This is a genomic window from Amycolatopsis solani (assembly GCF_033441515.1).
GTDB classification, from domain to species: Bacteria; Actinomycetota; Actinomycetes; order Mycobacteriales; family Pseudonocardiaceae; genus Amycolatopsis; species Amycolatopsis solani.
The window spans coordinates 1,022,057-1,041,377 of record NZ_JAWQJT010000003.1 but is presented as its reverse complement, the minus strand read 5'-3'; the positions used below and the strand labels follow the sequence as shown (position 1 = coordinate 1,041,377).

Here is a 19,321-nt window from a genome sequence, read left to right as displayed (position 1 = left end):
CCTCGCGCTGCCTGCGCCCCGCGCTGCCTGGGCCCCGCTCCTCGCGCTGCCCCCCGGCCCGCCTCTTGCAGCTGCCCGCTCGCCTTGCGCTGCCTGCGCCTCGCGCCCTGCGCCTCGCGCCCTGCGCCTGGCGTCGCCCGCGCCTCGCGCTGCCTGCGCCCCGCTGCCCGGGCCCCGCTCCTCGCGCTGCCCGCGGCCCGCCTCTTGCAGCTGCCCGCTCGCCTTGCGCTGCCTGCGCCCCGCGCTGCCCGCGCCCCGGGCCTCGCGCTGCCCGCGGCCCGCGTCTTGCGCTGCCCGCTCGCCTTGCGCCGCTCGCGTCCCGGGGCCCCGGGCCCCCGCGCTGCCCGTGCCCCGTGCCCTCGGGCCCCGCGCTGCCCGCGGCCCGCGCCTTGCACTACCCGCGGCCCGCGGCCCGCGGCCCGCGTCTTGCGCTGCCCGCTCGCCTTGCGCCGCCCGCGCCCCGCGCCGCCCGTGCCCCGCCCGAACGTAGTGAATGACTCATTCCTGTCGTCAGACGACAGGAATGAGTCATTCACGTCACCAGGCCGGCCCGCTCAGGTCGTGAGGCGGCGGACCTCACCGAGGGGGCTTTCGCCCGGTTCGGGCAGCCCCGCGGCCGGGTGCTCCAGGGTCCACTGGGTCGCCGTCGCGATGTCGTTCTTCAACGCCGTGATCAGGTCCTCCGCGGAGGAGTACTTCTCCTGGTCGCGCAGGTGCGAGCCGAGCCAGACGACCAGCGTCTCGTCGTAGAGGTCGCCGGTGAAGTCCAGCAGGTGGGCCTCCAGCAGGCGGTAGCCGTCCGCGCCGTAGTACGTCGGGCGGCGGCCGACCGAGATCGCGGCTGGGATGCGGGTGCCGTCGGCGCGGCCGGCCCAGCCTGCCCAGACGCCGTCGCCGAGGGAGCCGTCCTGGTCGCGCAGGGCGATGTTGGCCGTGGGAAAGCCCAGCTCACGGCCGCGCTTGTCGCCCGATTCGACCGTTCCCCGCACCACGAAGTATTCCGGCATCGCGTTCCGTCCTCCCGAGTCGCTCCCCTCCACGGTAGCGGGCGCGCGGGCGGGGGTTCAGAGCGTGGACAGCACCGTGTCCGCCAGCACCGGGGCGTCGTCGCGGTCGGCCGCCGACGTCGTCACCAGCAGGCGGCCGTCCTCGCGCCAGACCCGGATCCGCAGCGTCTCGCCGGGGAAGACCACCCCGGCGAACTTCGCCGCGAACGACGCCACGCGGGCCGGGTCGCCGTCCAGGAACTCGTCGACCAGCACCCGCGCGACGATCCCGTACGTGCACAGCCCGTGCAGGATCGGCCGGTCGAAGCCCGCCGCCCGGGCGAACTCGGGGTCCGCGTGCAGCGGGTTGCGGTCGCCGCACAGCCGGTACAGCAGCGCCTGCTGCGGCAGCGTCGGCGTCTCCAGCACGACATCGGGTGAACGCGTAGGCCATTCGACGCGGTCCGACGGGCCCCGCGAGCCGCCGAACCCGCCCTCACCGCGGGCGAAGATGCTCGACCGGGCCGTCCACAACGGATTCCCGTCGGACGAGGTCACCGCGACCTCCTGGACGACCACCGCCGCCTTGCCCTTGTCGTAGACGTCCGCGACCCGCGAGCGGGCCACGGCTTTCCCGGACGCCGGGATCGGCCCGTGCAGGGTGATCTCCTGCTTGCCGTGCAGCACCTTCGCCAGATCGATCTCCACGCCGGGGAACGACACCGCCGGCGGGTCGAACACGCGCAGGTTGGCCGCGACCGTCGCGAACGTCGGCAGCACGACCAGGTCCCGCTCGTAGGTGTAGCGCAGTTCGTCCGGTCCCGCGCCCAGCGCCAGGTGGTACAGCAGCACGTCCGACGACGTCCAGGCGAAGCTCACCTCGCCGATCTCGGCGCCGATCGCGACGTCGGGGTTGATGGGCACGCGGGCTCCTATTCGTAGCTGATCGAGACGTCGTCGGTGACCGGGAGCGACTGGCAGGCCAGCACGATGCCGTCCGCCATGTCCTCGGCGTCGAGGACCTCGTTGTGCAGCATCTTCACCTCGCCCGAGACGACCCGGCACGCGCACGCACTGCATTGTCCCTCGCGGCACGAGTAGGGCGCGTCCATGCCTTCGTCCAGCAGCCGATCGAGGAGCTTGCGCTGCCGCGGCCAGGACATCGTCCGCGTCGAACCGTCCAGCGAAACCGTCAGCGACGCCGGTGCCGCGTCCGACTCCGGGGCCTCCTCCACGACGACGTCTTCGAACGGGTTCCCCGTCAGCGACGTGAACTTCTCTACGTGCACCCGGTCCCGGGGCACCCCGAGCTGCCCGAGCGCCTCGCGCACGGCCGCCATGAACGGCGCCGGCCCGCACACGAAAGCCTCGTGGGACGTGTACGCCGACGCCAGCCCGCGCAGCTGCGAGACGTCCGGCAGGCCCTGGACGCTCTCCAGCCAGTGCACGACGACCAGCCGGTCGCCGTGGCGCTTCGCCAGCGACGCCAGTTCGCCCGCGAAGATCACCGAATGCTCGTCCCGGTTCGCGTAGACCAGCACGACCCGCCCGGACCCGGTCTCCAGCGCCGTTTTCAGGATCGCCATCACCGGCGTGATCCCGCTCCCGCCGGCGAAAAGCAGGAAGTCCTCGTCGACCGACGCCGGGCAGAACACGCCGGCCGGCGCCAGTACGTCGACCCGCATCCCGGGTTCCAGCGCGGAACAGACCCAGCCCGACCCGTACCCGCCGTCGGTGCGCTTGACCGTCACCTGCACGCGGTTCTCGTGCGGCGCGCTCGACAGCGAGTAGCACCGCGCCACCGAACCGGTCCGGTCGCTGGGGATCTTCAGCGTCAGGAACTGCCCGGCCGTGTAGGAAAACGCCGCGGCGTGCTCGGGCGGGATCTCGAAGACCACCGACCGCGCGTCCGGCGTCTCCACGACGACGTCGGCGACGGTCAGCGTGTAGACCCGCTCAGCCATCGGCCACCGCCAGCGTGCCGTCGCGCACGGCGTCGCCGATGCTGTCGGCCAGTTTCGGGCAGGTGTCGAGCAACGCCGACGGGCCGTCCGCGTCGGCAAACACCGGGCACGTCTCGGCGGGCCGGGACGTCCACTGGATGCTCGTGTGCTGGATGCTGTTCTTCTTCACCAGCACGCACGTCCCGCAGCTGCGGCATTCGTGGGGCCGCAGCCCGCCCGAGAGGAACTCGGTCTGCTCGGCGGTCGTCACACTTCCGCCTCGGTCCTCTGGCGCGCCAGGTTCTCCGCCACCTCGGCCGCCCACGCCTCGTTCGCCTTCGAAGTGTCCACTTCGAACTCGAAGCGCCGGGTCATGTCTTCGGTGACGTCGGCCGCGTCGACGTAGAACTGCTGGTACCAGCGGCGAAGCTGGTAGACCGGACCGTCCTCTTCGCACAGCAGCGGGTTGTCGATCTGCGTCTTGTGCTTCCAGATCTCGACGTCCTGCAGGAATCCGGCGCCGATGCCCTTGGCCAGCTTCGCCGCGATCTTGTCCGCGTGCTCGTCGGTGAGCCCGTGCTGCTTCTTGACCTTCATGCCGTACTGCAGCACGAACGACGTCGGCGTGACGGGGTAGTGGCAGTTGATGAGCACGCTCTCGATTTCGTAGCCCTGGAACGAGTTCACCAGCTTGTTGATCATGTAGGACGGCCCGAAGTACGACGCCTCCGAGCGCAGCAGGTTGTCCTCGCCGCCGTAGTTCGAAGCCATGCCCATGTCCGGGCGGCCCTTGGTGTTGAGGTACTGCGTGGCGATGTGGCCTTCGAAGACGTTCTTGAAGTACGTCGGGTAGGCATAATGAATATAGAAAAAATGCGCCATGTCCACGACGTTGTCGATGATCTCGCGGCAGTTGGAGCCGTCGATGAAGATCGAGTCCCACGTCCAGTTGCTCCACTCGGGACTGTCCGCGGCTTCGATCTCCGGGATGGCCAGCTCTTCCGGCGGCGGGTTGCCCTCCGGGTCGTGCCACACCATGAGCTGGCCGTTCTGCACGGACGCCGTCCACGACCGCGTCCGCGCGCGCAGCGGAACCCGCTTGGCGTAGGGGATCGAGACGCACTTGCCCTTGCCGTTCCAGCGCCAGTCGTGGAACGGGCACGCGACCTCGTCGCCCTTGACGCTGCCCTGGGTGAGGTCGCCGCCCATGTGCCGGCAGTAGCCGTCGAGGACGTTCAGCTCCCCGTGGGAGTCGGCGAACACGACGAGCTTCGTGCCGAACGCCGTGACCGCGTGGGGTTTCCCGTCGCGGAACCGCTCGGCCAGGCCGAGGCAGTGCCAGCCGCGGGCGAACCGGGTCGGCGGCTCACCGGCGTAGATCGTGCGTACGGACTCCTGCGTCATCGCTCGCCTCCCGTGGTGCCCTGATCTTCGTTCGCCAGCCGCGTCGCCGCAAGGTAGCCGAACACCATGGCCGGCCCGATGGTCGCGCCCGGCCCGGCGTAGGTCCGCCCCATCACGGCCGCGCTGACGTTGCCCGCGGCGGACAGCCCGGGCACCACCGAGCCGTCCTCGCGCAGCACGCGTGCCTGTTCGTCGGTGCGCAGCCCGCCCTTGGTGCCCAGGTCGCCCGGCACGATCTTGACCGCGTAGTACGGCGCTTTGTCGAGCGGGCCGAGGCTGGGGTTGGGTTTGTTGCGCGGATCGCCGTAGTAGTGGTCGTACTTGCTGACCCCGCGCCGGAAGTCTTCGTCGACGCCGGTGCGGGCGAAGCCGTTGAAGCGGGTCACCGTGGCTTCGAGGCCGTCCGGCGGGACGTCCATCTTCGCGGCCAGGCCCCGCAAGGAGCCGGACTTGACCGCGATGCCGGCCTTGAACCAGCGGCCCGGCAGCGGCTGGCGCGGCCCGACGCCGGTGAACATGTACCGGTCCTTGTAGCGCTGGTCGAACACCAGCCAGGTCGGGATGTGCTCGCCGGGCCCATCGCCTTCGCCGTACATCGCGTGCACGGCCTCGACGTAGGGCGCCGACTCGTTGACGAACCGCTCGCCGCGCGCGTCGACCATGATGCTGCGCGGCCGCGACCGCTCGGCCAGCGCGAACCACGGGCCGCCGGTGAGCGGTAGTGTCGGCCCCCACCAGGCGTCGTCCATCAGGTCGAGCGCGGCGCCGAGCTGGATGCCGGCGGTGATGCCGTCACCGGTGTTGGCGGCCGCGCCGACGGTCCAGTCGATGCCGATCGGCGCGCGCTGGTACTTCTCGCGCATTTCGAGGTTCTGCTCGAACCCGCCGCTGGCGAGGATCACCCCGCGCCGGGCCCCGACGACGCCGTCCGGGGTGACGACGCCGGTGACGCGGTCGTCTTCGACGCGCAGGTCGACCAAGGGCGTGTTGAGCCGGACGTCGACGCCCGCATTGGTCAGGCCCACCCGCAGGCCGGCCGCAAGCGCTTGCCCCATGCTCAGCAGCCGTTGCCCGCGGAGCTTCCCGGCGATCCACTGCCGGCCCAGCGACAGCAGCCGGACGCTCCCGCGCGGGTGCCGCGCGAGGAGGCTCAGCCAGCGGTAATCGGCCTGGGTGATCGGCACGCCGAGCGGAGGAGCGCTGTACGGCGGTTCGAGGTGGGCCAGCTCGGCGCCGAGCAGGGTGCCGTCGAAGGCCATCGGCTCGACCGAGCGCCCGCCGGGCCGCCCGCCGGGGGCTTCGGGGTGGTAATCGCTGTAGTCGCGGACCCACCGGAACTTCAGCGGCGTGTGGTCGCACACGAACTTCAGCACCTCGGGCCCGTGGTCGAGGAACGTGTCGCGCCGGACGGCCGGGACGACGTCGCCGACGATCGAGGCCAGGTACTCGCGCGCCCGTTCGGGGGGTTCGTCGATCCCCGCGGCACGCAGCGCGTGGTTGCCCGGCAGCCAGACCCCGCCGCCGGAACGGGCGGTCGAGCCGCCGAAGCAGGCCGCTTTTTCGAGGACGACGACGCTCAGACCGGCTTTCGCCGCGGCCAGCGCGGCGGTCATCCCGGCGGCGCCACTGCCGACCACGACAACGTCGAACTGCTCCGTCATGCCACCTCACTTGCAACGTGTTGCACGAAATGATTACCCAGTTGGGAGCCGCTTCGGCAACCATAGACGAGAACGTGTTCCAGTTCTAGGGTGGTGACCATGGACGAACTCGTCGCGGACGTGGTCATCGTGGGGTTCGGGGCGGCCGGCGCCTGCGCCGCCCTCGAAGCGGCCGACGCGGGCGCCGACGTCATCATCGTCGAACGGTTCGACGGCGGTGGGGCCAGCGCGGTCAGCGGAGGCGTGGTCTACGCGGGCGGTGGCACCGCCCAGCAGCTCGACGCGGGTGTCGACGACTCCGTCGACGCGATGTACGCCTACCTGCGGCTCGAGACCGGGGACGTCGTCGCCGAGGAGACGCTGCGGCGGTTCTGTGCGGGCAGCCGCGAGATGATCACCTGGCTGGAGGGCAACGGCGTGCCGTTCGAAGGCAGCCTCTGCCCGTACAAGACGTCCTACCCGAGCGACGCCCACTACCTGTACTACTCCGGCAGCGAAGCCGCCGGCGGCTTCCGCGACGCGGCGAAACCGGCCCCGCGCGGGCACCGCGTCAAGGGGCCCGGGACCTCGGGAAAGCTGCTGATGGCCCGCCTCGGGGAGGCCGTGCGCGAGCGGGGGATCCGGGTGCTGACCCAGACCCGGGCCCGCAGCTTGATCAGCGTGGACGGCCGGGTCACCGGGCTCGTCACCGAGACCCTGCGCGACGCGCCCGCCAGCGCCCGGGCGCGGCATCGGCGGCTCGCGCGGTACGCCGCGAAGCCCGGCATCTATATGCCGTCTCTGCGCAAGTCGCTGCACCGGCGGGTCGAACAGATCGAACGCGCGCACGGCCGTGAGCTGCGGATTTCCGCCCGGCGCGGGGTCGTGCTCGCCGCGGGAGGATTCATCGCGAACCGCGAGCTGGTGCGCGAGCACGCGCCGCGCTACCGCGGCGGCCTGCCGCTCGGCACGTCCGCCGACGACGGCTCGGGCATCCGCCTCGGCGCCGAGGCCGGGGGCGTGACCGGCGAGCTCGGCCGCATCTCCGCGTGGCGGTTCATCACGCCGCCCAGCGCGTTCCTCGGCGGGATCGTCGTCGACGCCGCGGGTGGCCGGGTCATCGACGAGTCCCGGTACGGCGCCGCGGTCGGCGAGAAGCTCATCGAGGAACACGGGGGGCGGGGCTGGCTGCTGGTCGACGCGCCGATCGTGGCCGAGGCGCGGCGGGACACGAAGGCGCAAAGCCAGTGGTTCCAGGGTCTTCAGCTGCGGTACCTGCTGCGGCGTGGCCGCGTGACCGGCGCGACGGTGGAAGAGGTGGCGCGCAAGGCCGGCGTCGATCCGCAGGGGCTGCGCGCGAGCGTCGAGGCCTACCACGGCGACCGTGACCCGATGGGCAAGCCGGCCGAGTTCACGCGGCGCCTGGACACCCCGCCGTACTCGCTCATCGACATCTCGGTGCGGCCGAACCTCGGCTACCCGACGCCGATGCTGACCCTCGGCGGCCTGGTCGTCGACGAGGACACCGGCGCGGTGCGCGGCGCGGCGGGCGCGGCGATCCCGGGTCTGTACGCCGCCGGCCGCACCGCCGTGGGAATCTGTTCCAGGTCCTACGTGAGCGGTCTGTCCCTGGCCGACTGCGTGTTTTCCGGCCGCAGGGCGGGGATCAACAGCGCACTGGCCCAGGGTGTTCTCGACAAAAACGAGAACGTGTTCTAGTCTTGGGCGCAGTGAACGCGAGAGAGGACTGCGCATGAACGAGCAGGTGATCGCCGGGGTCCGGGACCTCCTGCCGGTCCTGCGGGAACGGGCCCAGGACACCGAGGACGCGCGGAACGTCCCCGAGGAGTCCGTCAAGGCCCTGCAGGAGACCGGGTTCTTCAAGATGCTGCAGCCGAAGTCCTTCGGGGGACTCGAAACCGACCCGGTGAGCTTCTACACCGCGGTCAAGCTGATCGCGAGCGCGTGCGGGTCCACCGGCTGGGTCGCCTCCATCCTCGGCGTCCACCCGTGGCACGTGGCGCTGTTCGACCAGCAGGCCCAGCAAGAGGTCTGGGGCGCGGACGAGGACGTGCGGATCTCGTCGTCGTACGCGCCGATGGGCAAGGCCGAGGTCGTCGACGGCGGCTACCGGCTCTCCGGCCGCTGGAGCTTTTCCTCCGGTTCCGGGCACTGCACGTGGGTGCTGCTCGGCGGGCCCGCGTTCAAGGACGGGAAGCCGGTCGACTTCTGCACGTACCTGCTGCCCATCGCGGACTACACCATCGTGGACGTCTGGGACACCGTGGGCCTGCGCGGCACCGGGTCGAACGACATCGTCGTCGAGGACGTCTTCGTCCCGCGGCACCGGGCGCTCAGCTTCATCGCGACGTCGAAGTGCAAGGTGCCCGGCCAGGCGATCAACCCCGGGCCGCTGTACCGGCTGCCCTACGGTTCGGTGCACCCGTCCACGATCACCGCGCCGATCATCGGTATGGCGCAAGGCGCCTACGACGCCCACGTCGAGCACCAGCGCAAGCGCGTGCGGGCCGCGTACGCCGGTGAACAGTCCAAAGAGGACCCGTTCGCCAAGGTGCGGATCGCCGAAGCCGCCAGCGAAATCGATGCCGCGTGGCTGCAGCTGACCCGAAACATCGAAGAGCTGTACGAACTCGCGAAGCGCGAAGAGCGGCTGCCTTCGGACTTGCGGCTGCGCGTCCGGCGTGACCAGGTCCGCGGCACCGAACGCGCGATCGCCGCGATCGACCGGCTCTTCGAGAACTCCGGCGGCCGCGCGATCCAGCGCGGCACGCCGATCCAGCGCTTCTGGCGCGACGCGCACGCCGGCCGGGTGCACGCGGCGAACGACGCCGAGCGCGCGTACGTCATGTTCGGCACCGGCGCCTTCGGGCTCCCCGTCGAGAACGCGATGTACTGATGGCCGCTCCGGAAGGGAAGTACGCCGAGGCGGGCGGCCTTCGCCTCCACTACCACGAGGCAGGCGCGGAACACGCCGAGACGGTCATCCTGCTGCACGGCGGCGGGCCCGGCGCGTCGGCGTGGAGCAACTTCGGGCGCAACCTGCCGGAGTTCGCCAAGCACTACCGGACGATCGCCGTCGACCAGCCCGGCTTCGGGCGGTCGGACAAGCCGACCGAGCACCCGCAGTACTTCCGGCACAGCGCGGACGCCGTCGCCGGGCTGATGGACGCGCTCGGCATCGAACGCGCGCACTTCGTCGGCAACTCCCTCGGCGGCGGCGCGGCGGTCCGGTTCGCGCTGAACCACGGGAAGCGCGCCGGGCGGCTGGTGCTGATGGGGCCGGGCGGGCTGAGCGTCAACCTCTTCGCGCCGGACCCGACCGAGGGCGTCAAGAACCTCGGGCGGTTCGCGGCCAAGCCGTCGCGCGAACGCATGGAAGCCTTCCTGCGCATCATGGTCCACGACCAGGCGCTGATCACCGACGAGCTGATCGACGACCGCTTCGCCGCGGCGAACACCCCCGAGTCGCTCGCCGCCATGCGCGCGATGGGGATGTCGTTCGCGCAGCCCGACACCTACGAAGAAGGCATGCTCTGGCGCGAAGCCCATCGCCTGCGTCAGCGCGTGCTCCTGATCTGGGGCCGCGAAGACCGCGTCAACCCCCTGGACGGCGCTTTGGTGGCCTTGAAGACGATTCCGCGCGCGCAGCTGCACGTGTTCGGCGGCTGCGGGCACTGGGCTCAGCTGGAGAAGTTCGACGAGTTCAACCGGCTGGCCCTCGACTTCCTCGGGAGTTCCTGATGGGTATCCGGTCACTGGGCTACCTGCGCGTCGAAGCCACCGACATGGCCGCGTGGCGCGAGTACGGGCTCAAGGTGCTCGGCATGGTCGAAGGCAGCGGCACCGACCCGGACGCGCTTTACCTGCGCATGGACGACTTCCCGGCGCGGCTGGTCATCTCACCCGGCTCCGCGGACCGGCTCGCGGTCACGGGGTGGGAGGTCGCGCACGCGGGGGAACTGGCCGAGCTGCGGTCGCGTTTGGACAGTGCGTCGGTGCCCTACAAGGAGGGCACGCCGGACGAGCTGGCCGACCGCCGCGTCGACGAGCTGATCAGCTTCGACGACCCGTCCGGCAACACGCAGGAAGTGTTCCACGGCGTCGCTTTGCAGCACCGGCGCGTGGTCAGCCCGTACGGCCACAAGTTCGTCACCGGCGAACAGGGCCTCGGCCACGTCGTTTTGTCCACAAAGGACGACGAGGCGTCGCTGCGGTTCTACCGCGATGTCCTGGGCTTCCGGCTGCGCGACTCGATGCGCCTGCCGCCGCAACTGGTCGGGCGGCCGGCCGACGGGCCGCCGGCGTGGCTGCGGTTCTTCGGCTGCAACCCGCGCCACCACAGCCTGGCGTTCCTGCCGATGCCGACGCCGAGCGGGATCGTGCACCTGATGGTGGAGGTGGAGAACACCGACGACGTCGGCCTGTGCCTCGACCGCGCGATCCGGCGCAAGGTCCCGCTGTCGGCCACGCTCGGCCGGCACGTCAACGACCTGATGCTGTCGTTCTACATGAAGACCCCCGGCGGCTTCGACGTCGAGTTCGGCTGCGAGGGCCGCCAGGTCGACGACGACAACTGGATCGCCCGCGAGAGCACCGCGGTTTCGTTGTGGGGCCACGACTTCTCGGTCGGCGCGCGGCCCCCGGGCGCATGACCGCGGTGGCGGTCGACCAGGCCGGCTTCCGCAGCGTCCTCGGGCACTTCTGCACCGGCGTCACGGTGGTCACCGGCCGCGACGGCGACACCCTCGCCGGCTTCGCCTGCCAGTCGTTCGCGGCCCTGTCGCTGGACCCGCCACTGGTGCTGTTCTGCCCGGCACGCACGTCCCGGACCTGGCCGGTGCTGGCGGCGGCGGGGCGCTTCGCGGTCAACGTGCTGGCCGAGGACCAGCAGGAGATCAGCGCGGTGTTCGGCGCCCGAGGCGAGGACAAGTTCGCCCGGGTCGCCTGGACCCCGGCCCCGTCGGGCGCGCCCCTGCTCGACGGCGCTTTGACGTGGATCGACTGCGCACTGGAAGCCGTGCACGAGGCAGGCGACCACTACGTCGTGATCGGCCGGGTCACCGCGCTGGGCACGCCGTCGGACGCCCGCCCCCTGCTGTTCCATCGCGGCCGCTACGCGGTGACGGAACCAGCCCGCGACGCACTGGCGGCCCTGATGCCGTGGCCGCGGCCCGACGACTGGCTCTGATCCCGGCTTCCTGAAGGGGACGTTCCTGGCATGTGATGACAGGAAGGTCCCCTTCAGTGCGTGTGATGACAGCAGGGCCCCCTTCAGGGCGGTGGGAGGCGCGAACGGACGGGCGGCCGTGGGGGATCGTCGGCCTGGGCGGGGCGGCGCCGGGAGGCGCTGCCGGCATCCCGGGCTCGGGCCGGGCGAGGTTGCCTCCCCGCGCCCCGACGACTGGCTCTGCTCTCCCGCTGCCTGACGGGGACTTTGCTGGCATGTGATGACAGGAACGTCCCCTTCAGTGCATCAGATGACAGCAACGTCCCCTTCAGCTCGGCGAGACCCCGCGCGGGGCTGCCGGGCCGCGAATGGACGAGCGGCGGCGAGTAACGGGCGCCCGGGTGTGTGCGACTTCCCCGGGAGTCGTCGCCCTAGGAGGACGCCGTGCAGCTGTGCGGATTCCCGGCCGCCGAGGTCGAGTTCGACCGGGCGGGTGCCGTCGTCGGCGATGGGGACGGCGCCGTGCGGGCGCTCGCGGCCGATCCGGCGGTCACCGACCTCGTCGTCCTCTGCCACGGCTGGAACAACGGCCACCTCGTCGCGCGCCTGCTCTACTCCGCGCTCGCCGGGTCGATGCGGTCGGTGGGCGGCGGCGTGCCCGGGCGGCGGATCGCGTTCGCCTGTGTGTTGTGGCCGTCGCGGAAGATCGCCGGGGTCGAGGTCGGCGCCGGGCTGGACGAGCGCCTCGACCTGCTGCGCGATCTCGTGCCGGACCAGCGGCTCACCATCGACGCGGCGGCCGGGCTGGTGCCCGCGCTGGCGTCCCGCGCGACCGCGCGCACGGCGTTCGCCGCCGCGCTGCTCTCCGTGGCCGCCCGTGGGGCGGACGACCGCGAAGACGCGTCGACGCAGCTGTTCACCCTCCCCGGCGGCACGGTCATGGACCGCCTCGGCACGGACGCGGCGGTGCACCTGCTCGACTTCCTCGCCTACTACGAGATGAAGGCCCGCGCCGGGACCGTGGGCGAACACGGGCTCGCGCCGCTGCTGGCCACGCTCGCCGGGCCGAAGATCCACCTCGTCGGCCACAGCTTCGGCGGCCGGCTGGTGACCGCGGCTGCCGCCGCACGGCCCGCCGGCTCGGTGGCGACGCTGACCCTGCTGCAGGCGGCGTTCTCGCACCACGGCTTCGCGGCGGACTGGGGCGGCGGGGCGCCGGGCGCGTTCCGCGGGGTCCTGGACGAGCGGGTGGTGACCGGCCCGATCCTCGTCACGCACACCGCCAACGACCTCGCGGTCGGCGTCGCCTACGCCATCGCCTCCCGGATCGCGGGCCAGACGGCGTCCCTCGCCGGGGACGCGCCGAGCCCGTACGGCGGCATGGGCCGCAACGGCGCGCAGCGGACCGCGGAAGCCGTCGCCGCGGAGCTGCTGCCGGTCACCGGGACCTACCGCTGGCGGCCGGGGGTGCCGCACAACCTCCGCGCAGACCGGTTCGTCCGCGCCCACACCGACGTCACCGGACCGGAAATCGCTCACGCGCTGTGGTCGGCGATCGCGGCGAGTTAGCGCGACCGGGTGGTTGTGCACCGGTTCACAGGTGGGCCGCATCCCATTTACGAGAGAAAGTCGAGCCCCTGCGCGCACACTGTTATCGAGATGACGTTTTTCTGGGAGGAGTGAGTCGCGCATGCGCAGCGGACGGATCACCCGGTTCCGGCGCCGGTTGCACCCCGGGCGCAACCCGCTGGCGCGCACGGGCGACCGCTTCGAGTCCCTCTTGCTGCTCTTGGTGATCGCCGGCGCGTTGCTGGCCGTGCCGTTCGCGGCGGCTTTCGGCTCCGAGACCTACGCGGCGCAGACCACCCGCGCCGAGCAGGAGCGCACGACCCGCCACCCGGCCACGGCGGTGTCCCTCGCCGCGGCGCCCAGCCAGACCTACAGCACCGACGGCGCCGGCGCCCCGGCCGACCAGACGACGGTCCAGGCGGCCTGGTTCGACGCCCGCGGCGCCCGCCACACCGGCGACGTCCTCGCCGACGCGGGCAGCCCGGCGGGCAGCCGCGTGTCCGTGTGGCTCGACCAGCGCGGCGAGCTGACGGCCGAGCCGCTGTCCCCGGCCACCTCGGCGGCCGACGGCGTGTTCGCGGCGATCCTGCTCTGGGTCGTGATCACCGGATCCCTGGCCGGCCTGTACGGCGCCGCCCGGTTCGTCCTCGGCCGCCTCCACGCGGCGGCGTGGGACCGCGAGTGGGCCGAAGCCCGCCACGACAGCCGGTTCTGATCACTTCCAGCGGAAGTGCACGAACACCCGCCCGAAGTTGTCCTTGTCCTTCTCGACCCGGTGGTAGAGCGCCTTGACGTCCTTGCGCTCGAGGAACCGCAGGACGTGCTTCTTCAGCTGACCCGACCCCTTGCCGGGGATGATCTCGACCAGCGGCGCTTTCTTGGCGACGGCCTCGTCGATGATCGCCCGCAGCGCCCGGTCGATCTCGCCGCCGCGGTTGTAGATGTCGTGCAGGTCCAGCTTGAGCTTCACAGCGACTGCCACCAGCCGTCGACCGGCGGCGGCGCGGTGACGTCGATGCGCTCGCCCGGGCGGGGGATCGCCAGCTCGAGGTCGGCCGCCTTGGCCTCGCGCCACACGCGGTCGGCCGGCTCGCCCCACGGGTGCATCGCCAGCTGGAACGTCGCCCAGTGCACCGGGACCAGCAGCTTCGCCCGGACGTCGATCCCCGCCGCGACGCCTTCCTCCGGGGTCATGTGGATGTCCGGCCAGGTCGGGGCGTACGCGCCGACCTGGATCAGTGCCGCGTCGAACGGGCCGTGCTCCTCGCCGATCGCGGCGAAACCGTCGAAGTACCCGGTGTCGCCGCTGTAGAACACCCGGTGTGCCGGGCCGAGCAGCGCCCACGACGTCCACAGGGTGCTGTCGTTCGAGAGGCCGCGGCCGGAGAAGTGCTGGGCCGGCGTCGCCACGAACCGGACGCCCGCCACCGTGGCCTCTTCGCGCCAGTCGAGCTCGATGATCCGGGCCGCCGGGACGCGCCAGCGTTCGAGGTGCGCGCCCACGCCGAGCGGTACCAGGAACGGCGCGTCCGACGTGGCCACCAGCGAGCGGATGGTCGCCAGGTCGAGGTGGTCGTAGTGGTCGTGCGAAATGACCACCGCGTCGATCCGGCCGAGGCCCGACAGCGGTACCGGCGGCTCGTGCAGCCGCCGCGGGCCGGCGAACGCCGCGGGGGACACCCGCTCGCTCCACACCGGGTCCAGCAGCACGCGGGCGCCGTCGAGCTCGACCAGCGTGGACGCGTGGCCGTACCAGGTCAGGTGCACGCCGTCGGCCGATTCGACCGGCTCGGCCGCGACCAGGGGCACCGCTCCGCCCGGTTTGCGGAGTTCGCGGTGTTCGCCGAAGAACATCTCGCGGAAGATGGTGCGCATCGCCGCCGCGGTCATCGGTAGGCGCGGAGCGGTGTTGCGGAACACCTTCCCGTCGAACTGCGGCGAAGCGCGCATCCGCTCGGCTCGTGCGCCGGCCGCCTTCGCGCCGAACGCCGCCGGCAGGTCACGCAGCCCCGCGATCGTCTTCCTCATGGTGCCGAGTCTACGAACGGTTCCTGAGAGGCGCCCCAGCTTCATGCAGGTGGGTGAGCGCCTGCCGGTAGGACTCGGCCAGGCTCGTCTGCAGGTAGGGGACGCCGAGCTCGGCGCAGTAGGCCTGGACGATCGGCTGCGCCCGCCGCAGGTGCGGCGACGGCATGCTCGGGAACAGGTGGTGCTCGATCTGGTAGTTGAGGCCGCCGAGGGCGACGTCGGTGACCAGGCCGCCGCGGACGTTGCGGGACGTCAGCACCTGCTTGCGGAGGAAGTCGAGCTCGGCGGGCCCGGTCAGCGTCGGCATGCCCTTGTGGTTCGGCGCGAAGATCGATCCCATGTAGACACCCCACAATCCTTGGTGGACGGCGAAGAAGAGCACCGCCATCCCCGGGGAGAGCACGGTGAACAGCGCGCCGAAGTAGAGGATGTGGTGCGCGGCGAGCAGCGCGGCTTCGGTCTTGCGGTGGCGCAGCCCCGGTTTGCGCACGGCGCGGATCCCCGACCAGTGCAGGTTCAGCCCTTCGAGGGTGAGCAACGGGAAGAACAGGAACGCCTGGTACCGCCCGATGAACCGCGGCACCCCGCGGCTCGCGCGCGCCTGGTCCTTCGACCACACCAGGATGTCCGGGTCGACGTCGGGGTCGAGTTCCTCGTGGTTCGGGTTGGCGTGGTGGCGGGTGTGCTTGTCCATCCACCAGCCGTAGCTCATCCCGACGCCGAGGTCCCCGGCGAGCAGCCCGGCGATCTCGGTGGGACGGCGCCGCCGGAACACCTGCTTGTGCGCGAGGTCGTGGGACAGCAGGGCGATCTGCCCGAACACGAAGGCCTGGAAAGCGGCGACGGCGAGCTGCCACCACGAGTTCCCGAGCAGCGCGAAGGCCACCCACCCGGCGGCGAAGAGGACGGCGACGATCGTGATCCGGGCGGCGTAGTAGCCGGGACGGCGTGCCATCAGCCCGGCGGCGGAGATGCGGCGGCTCAGCCGGGCGAAGTCGCTGCCGACGAGGTTCTCAGTGGTGGTCACCAGGGAGAGTCTTCGCCGCGGCGGTCCCGCGCGGAATCCTGCGCGCCTCCGGCACGTTCGGGGGGCCAGCCCTACCGGCCGCGCTGGTATACGAGCGCCCCAATGTGGCGTTGGTTGCGTTCAACGCACCGAACGCCACATTGGGTGCGCTGGACGCACCGAACGCCACATTGGGGCGCTTCGGTCAGCCCACGTACTCCGCCAGGTGCTCGCCGGTCAGGGTCTTCTTCCGCGCCTTCACCAGCTGCGCCGGTGTGCCCTCGAACACGATCTTGCCGCCGTCGTGGCCGGCGCCCGGGCCGAGGTCGACGATCCAGTCCGCGTGGGCCATCACCGCCTGGTGGTGCTCGATCACGATCACCGACTTGCCCGCGTCCACCAGCCGGTCCAGCAGGCCGAGCAGCTGCTCGACGTCGGCCAGGTGCAGGCCCGCCGTCGGCTCGTCGAGGACGTACACCCCGCCCTGCTCCGCCATGTGCGTCGCCAGCTTGATGCGCTGGCGCTCGCCGCCGGACAGGGTCGTCAGGGGCTGGCCCAGCGTCAGGTAGCCGAGGCCGACGTCGGACAGGTGGGTCAGGATCTTGTGCGCCGCCGGGGTTTTCGCGTCGCCGTCGGCGAAGAACTCCAGCGCCTCGGCGACGGACATGCCGAGCACCTCGCTGATGTCGCGGCCGCCGAAGGTGTATTCCAGCACCTCGGCCGAGAAGCGCTTGCCGTCGCACACCTCGCACGGGGTGGCCGTGCCGGCCATGATGCCGAGGTCGGTGTAGATGACGCCGGCGCCGTTGCAGTTGGGGCAGGCGCCCTCGGAGTTGGCGCTGAACAACGCCGGCTTCACGCCGTTGGCCTTGGCGAATGCCTTGCGGATCGGCTCCAGCAAACCGGTGTAGGTCGCCGGGTTGCTGCGGCGCGAACCGCGGATGCCGGTCTGGTCCACCGTCACCACGCCTTCGCCGCCGGACACCGAGCCGTGGATCAGGGAGCTCTTGCCCGAGCCCGCCACCCCGGTCACGACGACCAGCACCCCGAGCGGGATGTCGACGTCGACGTCCTGGAGGTTGTGCGTCGAAGCCCCGCGCACCTCGAGGAAACCGGACGGCGTGCGCACCGACGGCTTCAGCGACGCCCGGTCGTCCAGGTGCCGCCCGGTCAGCGTCTTGCTCTTGCGCAGACCGTCCACAGTGCCCTCGAAGACGACCTCGCCGCCCGCGGAACCGGCCCGCGGCCCCAGATCGACGACGTGGTCGGCGATCGCGATCGCCTCCGGCTTGTGCTCGACCACCAGTACCGTGTTGCCCTTGTCCCGCAACTGCAGCAGCAGGTCGTTCATGCGCCGGATGTCGTGCGGGTGCAGCCCGATCGTCGGCTCGTCGAAGACGTAGGTGACGTCGGTCAGCGACGACCCGAGGTGGCGGATCATCTTGGTGCGCTGGGCTTCCCCGCCGGACAGCGTCCCGGATGGACGGTCCAGCGAGAGGTAGCCGAGGCCGATCTCGACGAACGAGTCCAGCGTGTGCTTCAGCGCGTCCAGCAGCGGCGCGACCGAGGGCTCCGACAGCTTCCCGACCCACGCGGCGAGGTCGCTGATCTGCATTTCGCACGCGTCGGCGATGCTGATCCCGTCGATCTTCGACGACCGGGCCTCGGCCGACAGCCGCGTGCCGTCGCAGTCCGGGCAGCTCTGGAACGTCACCGCCCGCTCGACGAACGCGCGGATGTGCGGCTGCATCGAGTCGACGTCCTTGGACAGCATGGACTTCTGGATCGCCGGCACCAAGCCGGAGTAGGTGAGGTTGATGCCGTCGACCTTGATCTTGGTCGGTTCCTTGTACACCAGGTCGTTCAGCTGCTTCTTGGTGAACTTCTTGATCGGCTTGTCCGGGTCGAAGAAGCCGGAGCCGCGGAAGATGCGGCCGAACCAGCCCTCCATGCTGTAGCCCGGGATGGTGATCGCGCCTTCGTTGAGCGACTTGGTCTCGTCGTAGAGCGCGGTCAGGTCGATGTCGTTGACCTTCCCGCGGCCTTCGCAGCGCGGGCACATGCCGCCGGTGATGCTGAAGCTGCGGCGCTCCTTGATCTGCCGCCCGGCCTTCTCGATGGTGACCGCGCCGGCGCCGCTGATCGAGGCGACGTTGAACGAAAACGCCTGCGGCGAACCGATGTGCGGCGTCCCGAGCCTGCTGAACAGGATGCGCAGCATCGCGTTCGCGTCGGTCGCGGTGCCGACGGTGGAGTGCGGGTTCGCGCCCATCCGCTCCTGGTCGACGATGATCGCGGTGGTGATCCCGTCGAGCACGTCGACGTCGGGCCGGGCCAGCGTCGGCATGAACCCCTGCACGAACGTGCTGTAGGTCTCGTTGATCAGCCGCTGCGACTCGGCGGCGATCGTGCTGAACACCAGGGAGCTCTTGCCGGAGCCGGAAACCCCGGTGAACACGGTCAGCCGCCGCTTCGGCAGCTCGACGCTGACGTTCTTGAGGTTGTTCACGCGGGCGCCGTGGACGCGGATCAGGTCGTGGCTGTCGGCGGTGGGCGCCGCGCTCTTCCTCGTCGGCTTGCTCATCGGGGTGCTCCAGCTTCGGTCGGGATCCTGCGACGTTCTTCGATGGGAATCACGCTACTTTCGGACCGGCGGCCCGTGCTTCTCGATTCCGGACCGCTTCGGTGGCCCGCCGGTATTCGTGCGGGGAAAGGCCGTAAGCGTCCTGGAACCGGCGGACGAATTGCGCGACGGACAGGTCCGCGGCGCGCGCCAGCGCTTCGATGTCGAGCGGTCGCGCGCATTCGCGGTCGATGCGATCGCGGACGCGGCGCAGCAGCGCCAATTCGCCGAAGTGCTTTCGTGCGGCGGCGGTGAAGCTCAGGCACATGTCGGTTCCCTTTCCGGTGTGCGGCCGGCCGGCTCGATCGGCGGCCCGCCGAGGGCCAGGCCGAGCGGCGCCGTCTCGACGAGCCCGATGGAGATCGCCTTCGGCACGCCGCCGTGCGGGGACAGCGTCTGCACCGGCATGGCGACCCGCAGCATGCCCGTGCCGACGTTGGCCAGGAGGTCCCCCAGGAGCAGGGCGGCGATCCGCCGGTCGCGCAGCACCTCGCGGTCGCCGGGCGCGGTCGTGGTCAGCGCAGCTCCTCGATGCGCAGCAGGTTGCCGGCGGGGTCGCGGAAGGAGCAGTCGCGCACGCCGTAGGGCTGGTCGATCGGCTCCTGGACGACTTCGCCGCCGCCCGCCTGGAGCTTCGCGAACAGGGCGTCGAGGTCCTTGGTCGCCAGGTTGACCCCGGCGTAGGTGCCCTTGGCCATCATCTCGGCGATCATGCGGCGCTCGTCGTCGGTGGTTCCGGGCGTCACGCCCACCGGCGTCAGCACGATGGCGGTGTCCGGCTGGTTCGGCGGGCCGACGGTGATCCACTGCTGCCCGCCGAACTTGACGTTCTGGCGGACCTCGAAGCCGAGCAGGTCGCGGTAGAAGGCGAGCGAGGCTTCCGGGTCGGTGTGGGGGAGGAAGCTCGAGTGAATGGTGACGTCCATGGCCGTCA

At 71.2% G+C, this 19,321-nt stretch carries 20 protein-coding genes; 7 read left to right on the top strand and 13 right to left on the bottom strand.

Translation table 11 applies throughout. From position 1 onward, the window contains the following. Nucleotides 1-554 precede the first annotated feature (554 nt). The 6 genes from SD460_RS37420 to kstD are packed head-to-tail and all read right to left on the bottom strand — an operon-like array spanning nucleotide 555 to nucleotide 5,994. A complete protein-coding gene (locus SD460_RS37420; protein ID WP_290060427.1) occupies nucleotides 555-1,007 on the bottom strand; it encodes a riboflavin kinase in 453 nt (150 codons plus the stop codon). A gap of 57 nt (nucleotides 1,008-1,064) precedes the next feature. Next, nucleotides 1,065-1,910 carry an enoyl-CoA hydratase ChsH3 gene (gene chsH3 / locus SD460_RS37415; protein WP_290060426.1) on the bottom strand — a complete coding sequence of 282 codons (846 nt, stop codon included), beginning with the start codon at nucleotides 1,908-1,910 and terminating at the stop codon, nucleotides 1,065-1,067. A gap of 8 nt (nucleotides 1,911-1,918) precedes the next feature. Continuing rightward, nucleotides 1,919-2,950, bottom strand: coding sequence for a ferredoxin--NADP reductase (locus SD460_RS37410; RefSeq protein WP_290060425.1), 1,032 nt, complete (start codon nucleotides 2,948-2,950; stop codon nucleotides 1,919-1,921). Then, nucleotides 2,943-3,200, bottom strand: coding sequence for a hypothetical protein (locus SD460_RS37405; RefSeq protein ID WP_290060424.1), 258 nt, complete (start codon nucleotides 3,198-3,200; stop codon nucleotides 2,943-2,945). The genes SD460_RS37410 and SD460_RS37405 overlap by 8 nt, the downstream gene beginning before the upstream one ends. After that, nucleotides 3,197-4,333 carry a 3-ketosteroid-9-alpha-monooxygenase, oxygenase component gene (locus SD460_RS37400; protein WP_290060423.1) on the bottom strand — a complete coding sequence of 379 codons (1,137 nt, stop codon included), beginning with the start codon at nucleotides 4,331-4,333 and terminating at the stop codon, nucleotides 3,197-3,199. Before SD460_RS37400 ends, SD460_RS37405 begins: the two co-directional genes overlap by 4 nt. Beyond that, complete coding sequence (gene kstD / locus SD460_RS37395) at nucleotides 4,330-5,994, bottom strand: 3-oxosteroid 1-dehydrogenase (RefSeq protein WP_318307416.1); 1,665 nt, start codon at nucleotides 5,992-5,994, stop codon at nucleotides 4,330-4,332. Before kstD ends, SD460_RS37400 begins: the two co-directional genes overlap by 4 nt. Nucleotides 5,995-6,093: 99 nt before the next feature. On the opposite strand from kstD, the gene SD460_RS37390 reads away from it, so the two are divergent. The 7 genes from SD460_RS37390 (at nucleotide 6,094) to SD460_RS37360 (ending at nucleotide 13,445) form a co-directional block, all read left to right on the top strand. Further along, nucleotides 6,094-7,692 (top strand): FAD-binding protein, encoded by a 1,599-nt coding sequence (locus tag SD460_RS37390; protein WP_318307415.1) that lies wholly within the window; start codon nucleotides 6,094-6,096, stop codon nucleotides 7,690-7,692. A gap of 34 nt (nucleotides 7,693-7,726) precedes the next feature. Continuing rightward, complete coding sequence (gene hsaA / locus SD460_RS37385; protein WP_290060420.1) at nucleotides 7,727-8,890, top strand: 3-hydroxy-9,10-secoandrosta-1,3,5(10)-triene-9,17-dione monooxygenase oxygenase subunit; 1,164 nt, start codon at nucleotides 7,727-7,729, stop codon at nucleotides 8,888-8,890. Next, the gene (hsaD, locus tag SD460_RS37380; protein WP_290060419.1) at nucleotides 8,890-9,735 is read left to right on the top strand and encodes a 4,5:9,10-diseco-3-hydroxy-5,9,17-trioxoandrosta-1(10),2-diene-4-oate hydrolase; all 846 of its coding nucleotides are present in this window, start codon (nucleotides 8,890-8,892) and stop codon (nucleotides 9,733-9,735) included. The genes hsaA and hsaD overlap by 1 nt, the downstream gene beginning before the upstream one ends. Further along, nucleotides 9,735-10,646, top strand: a complete 912-nt coding sequence (gene hsaC, locus SD460_RS37375) for an iron-dependent extradiol dioxygenase HsaC (RefSeq protein ID WP_290060418.1) — start codon at nucleotides 9,735-9,737, stop codon at nucleotides 10,644-10,646. The genes hsaD and hsaC overlap by 1 nt, the downstream gene beginning before the upstream one ends. Further along, nucleotides 10,643-11,182: a 3-hydroxy-9,10-secoandrosta-1,3,5(10)-triene-9,17-dione monooxygenase reductase subunit gene (gene hsaB / locus SD460_RS37370; protein ID WP_290060417.1), complete on the top strand. Its 540-nt coding sequence runs from the start codon at nucleotides 10,643-10,645 to the stop codon at nucleotides 11,180-11,182. Before hsaC ends, hsaB begins: the two co-directional genes overlap by 4 nt. Nucleotides 11,183-11,605: 423 nt before the next feature. Further along, on the top strand, nucleotides 11,606-12,730 hold the full coding sequence (locus SD460_RS37365) for an alpha/beta fold hydrolase (protein ID WP_290060416.1): 1,125 nt from the start codon (nucleotides 11,606-11,608) through the stop codon (nucleotides 12,728-12,730). A gap of 121 nt (nucleotides 12,731-12,851) precedes the next feature. Then, nucleotides 12,852-13,445 (top strand): Rv1733c family protein, encoded by a 594-nt coding sequence (locus SD460_RS37360; RefSeq protein ID WP_290060415.1) that lies wholly within the window; start codon nucleotides 12,852-12,854, stop codon nucleotides 13,443-13,445. On the opposite strand, the gene SD460_RS37355 is transcribed toward SD460_RS37360, so the two are convergent. The 7 genes from SD460_RS37355 to SD460_RS37325 all read right to left on the bottom strand — a co-directional run bounded on the left by SD460_RS37355 (nucleotide 13,446) and on the right by SD460_RS37325 (nucleotide 19,313). Next, nucleotides 13,446-13,700 carry a Smr/MutS family protein gene (locus SD460_RS37355; protein ID WP_003092780.1) on the bottom strand — a complete coding sequence of 85 codons (255 nt, stop codon included), beginning with the start codon at nucleotides 13,698-13,700 and terminating at the stop codon, nucleotides 13,446-13,448. It lies immediately after the preceding gene. Continuing rightward, nucleotides 13,697-14,758, bottom strand: coding sequence for an MBL fold metallo-hydrolase (locus tag SD460_RS37350; RefSeq protein ID WP_318307414.1), 1,062 nt, complete (start codon nucleotides 14,756-14,758; stop codon nucleotides 13,697-13,699). The genes SD460_RS37355 and SD460_RS37350 overlap by 4 nt, the downstream gene beginning before the upstream one ends. A gap of 10 nt (nucleotides 14,759-14,768) precedes the next feature. Then, complete coding sequence (locus SD460_RS37345) at nucleotides 14,769-15,785, bottom strand: fatty acid desaturase family protein (protein WP_290060412.1); 1,017 nt, start codon at nucleotides 15,783-15,785, stop codon at nucleotides 14,769-14,771. Nucleotides 15,786-15,969: 184 nt separating this feature from the next. Next, nucleotides 15,970-18,348 (bottom strand): ATP-binding cassette domain-containing protein, encoded by a 2,379-nt coding sequence (locus SD460_RS37340; RefSeq protein ID WP_290061532.1) that lies wholly within the window; start codon nucleotides 18,346-18,348, stop codon nucleotides 15,970-15,972. A 49-nt stretch (nucleotides 18,349-18,397) separates the two neighbouring features. Beyond that, nucleotides 18,398-18,655, bottom strand: a complete 258-nt coding sequence (locus SD460_RS37335; protein WP_290061531.1) for an AraC family transcriptional regulator — start codon at nucleotides 18,653-18,655, stop codon at nucleotides 18,398-18,400. Then, nucleotides 18,646-18,876: a hypothetical protein gene (locus SD460_RS37330; protein ID WP_290061529.1), complete on the bottom strand. Its 231-nt coding sequence runs from the start codon at nucleotides 18,874-18,876 to the stop codon at nucleotides 18,646-18,648. The genes SD460_RS37335 and SD460_RS37330 overlap by 10 nt, the downstream gene beginning before the upstream one ends. 26 nt (nucleotides 18,877-18,902) lie before the next feature. Next, nucleotides 18,903-19,313, bottom strand: coding sequence for a VOC family protein (locus tag SD460_RS37325; protein WP_290061528.1), 411 nt, complete (start codon nucleotides 19,311-19,313; stop codon nucleotides 18,903-18,905). Nucleotides 19,314-19,321 lie beyond the last annotated feature (8 nt).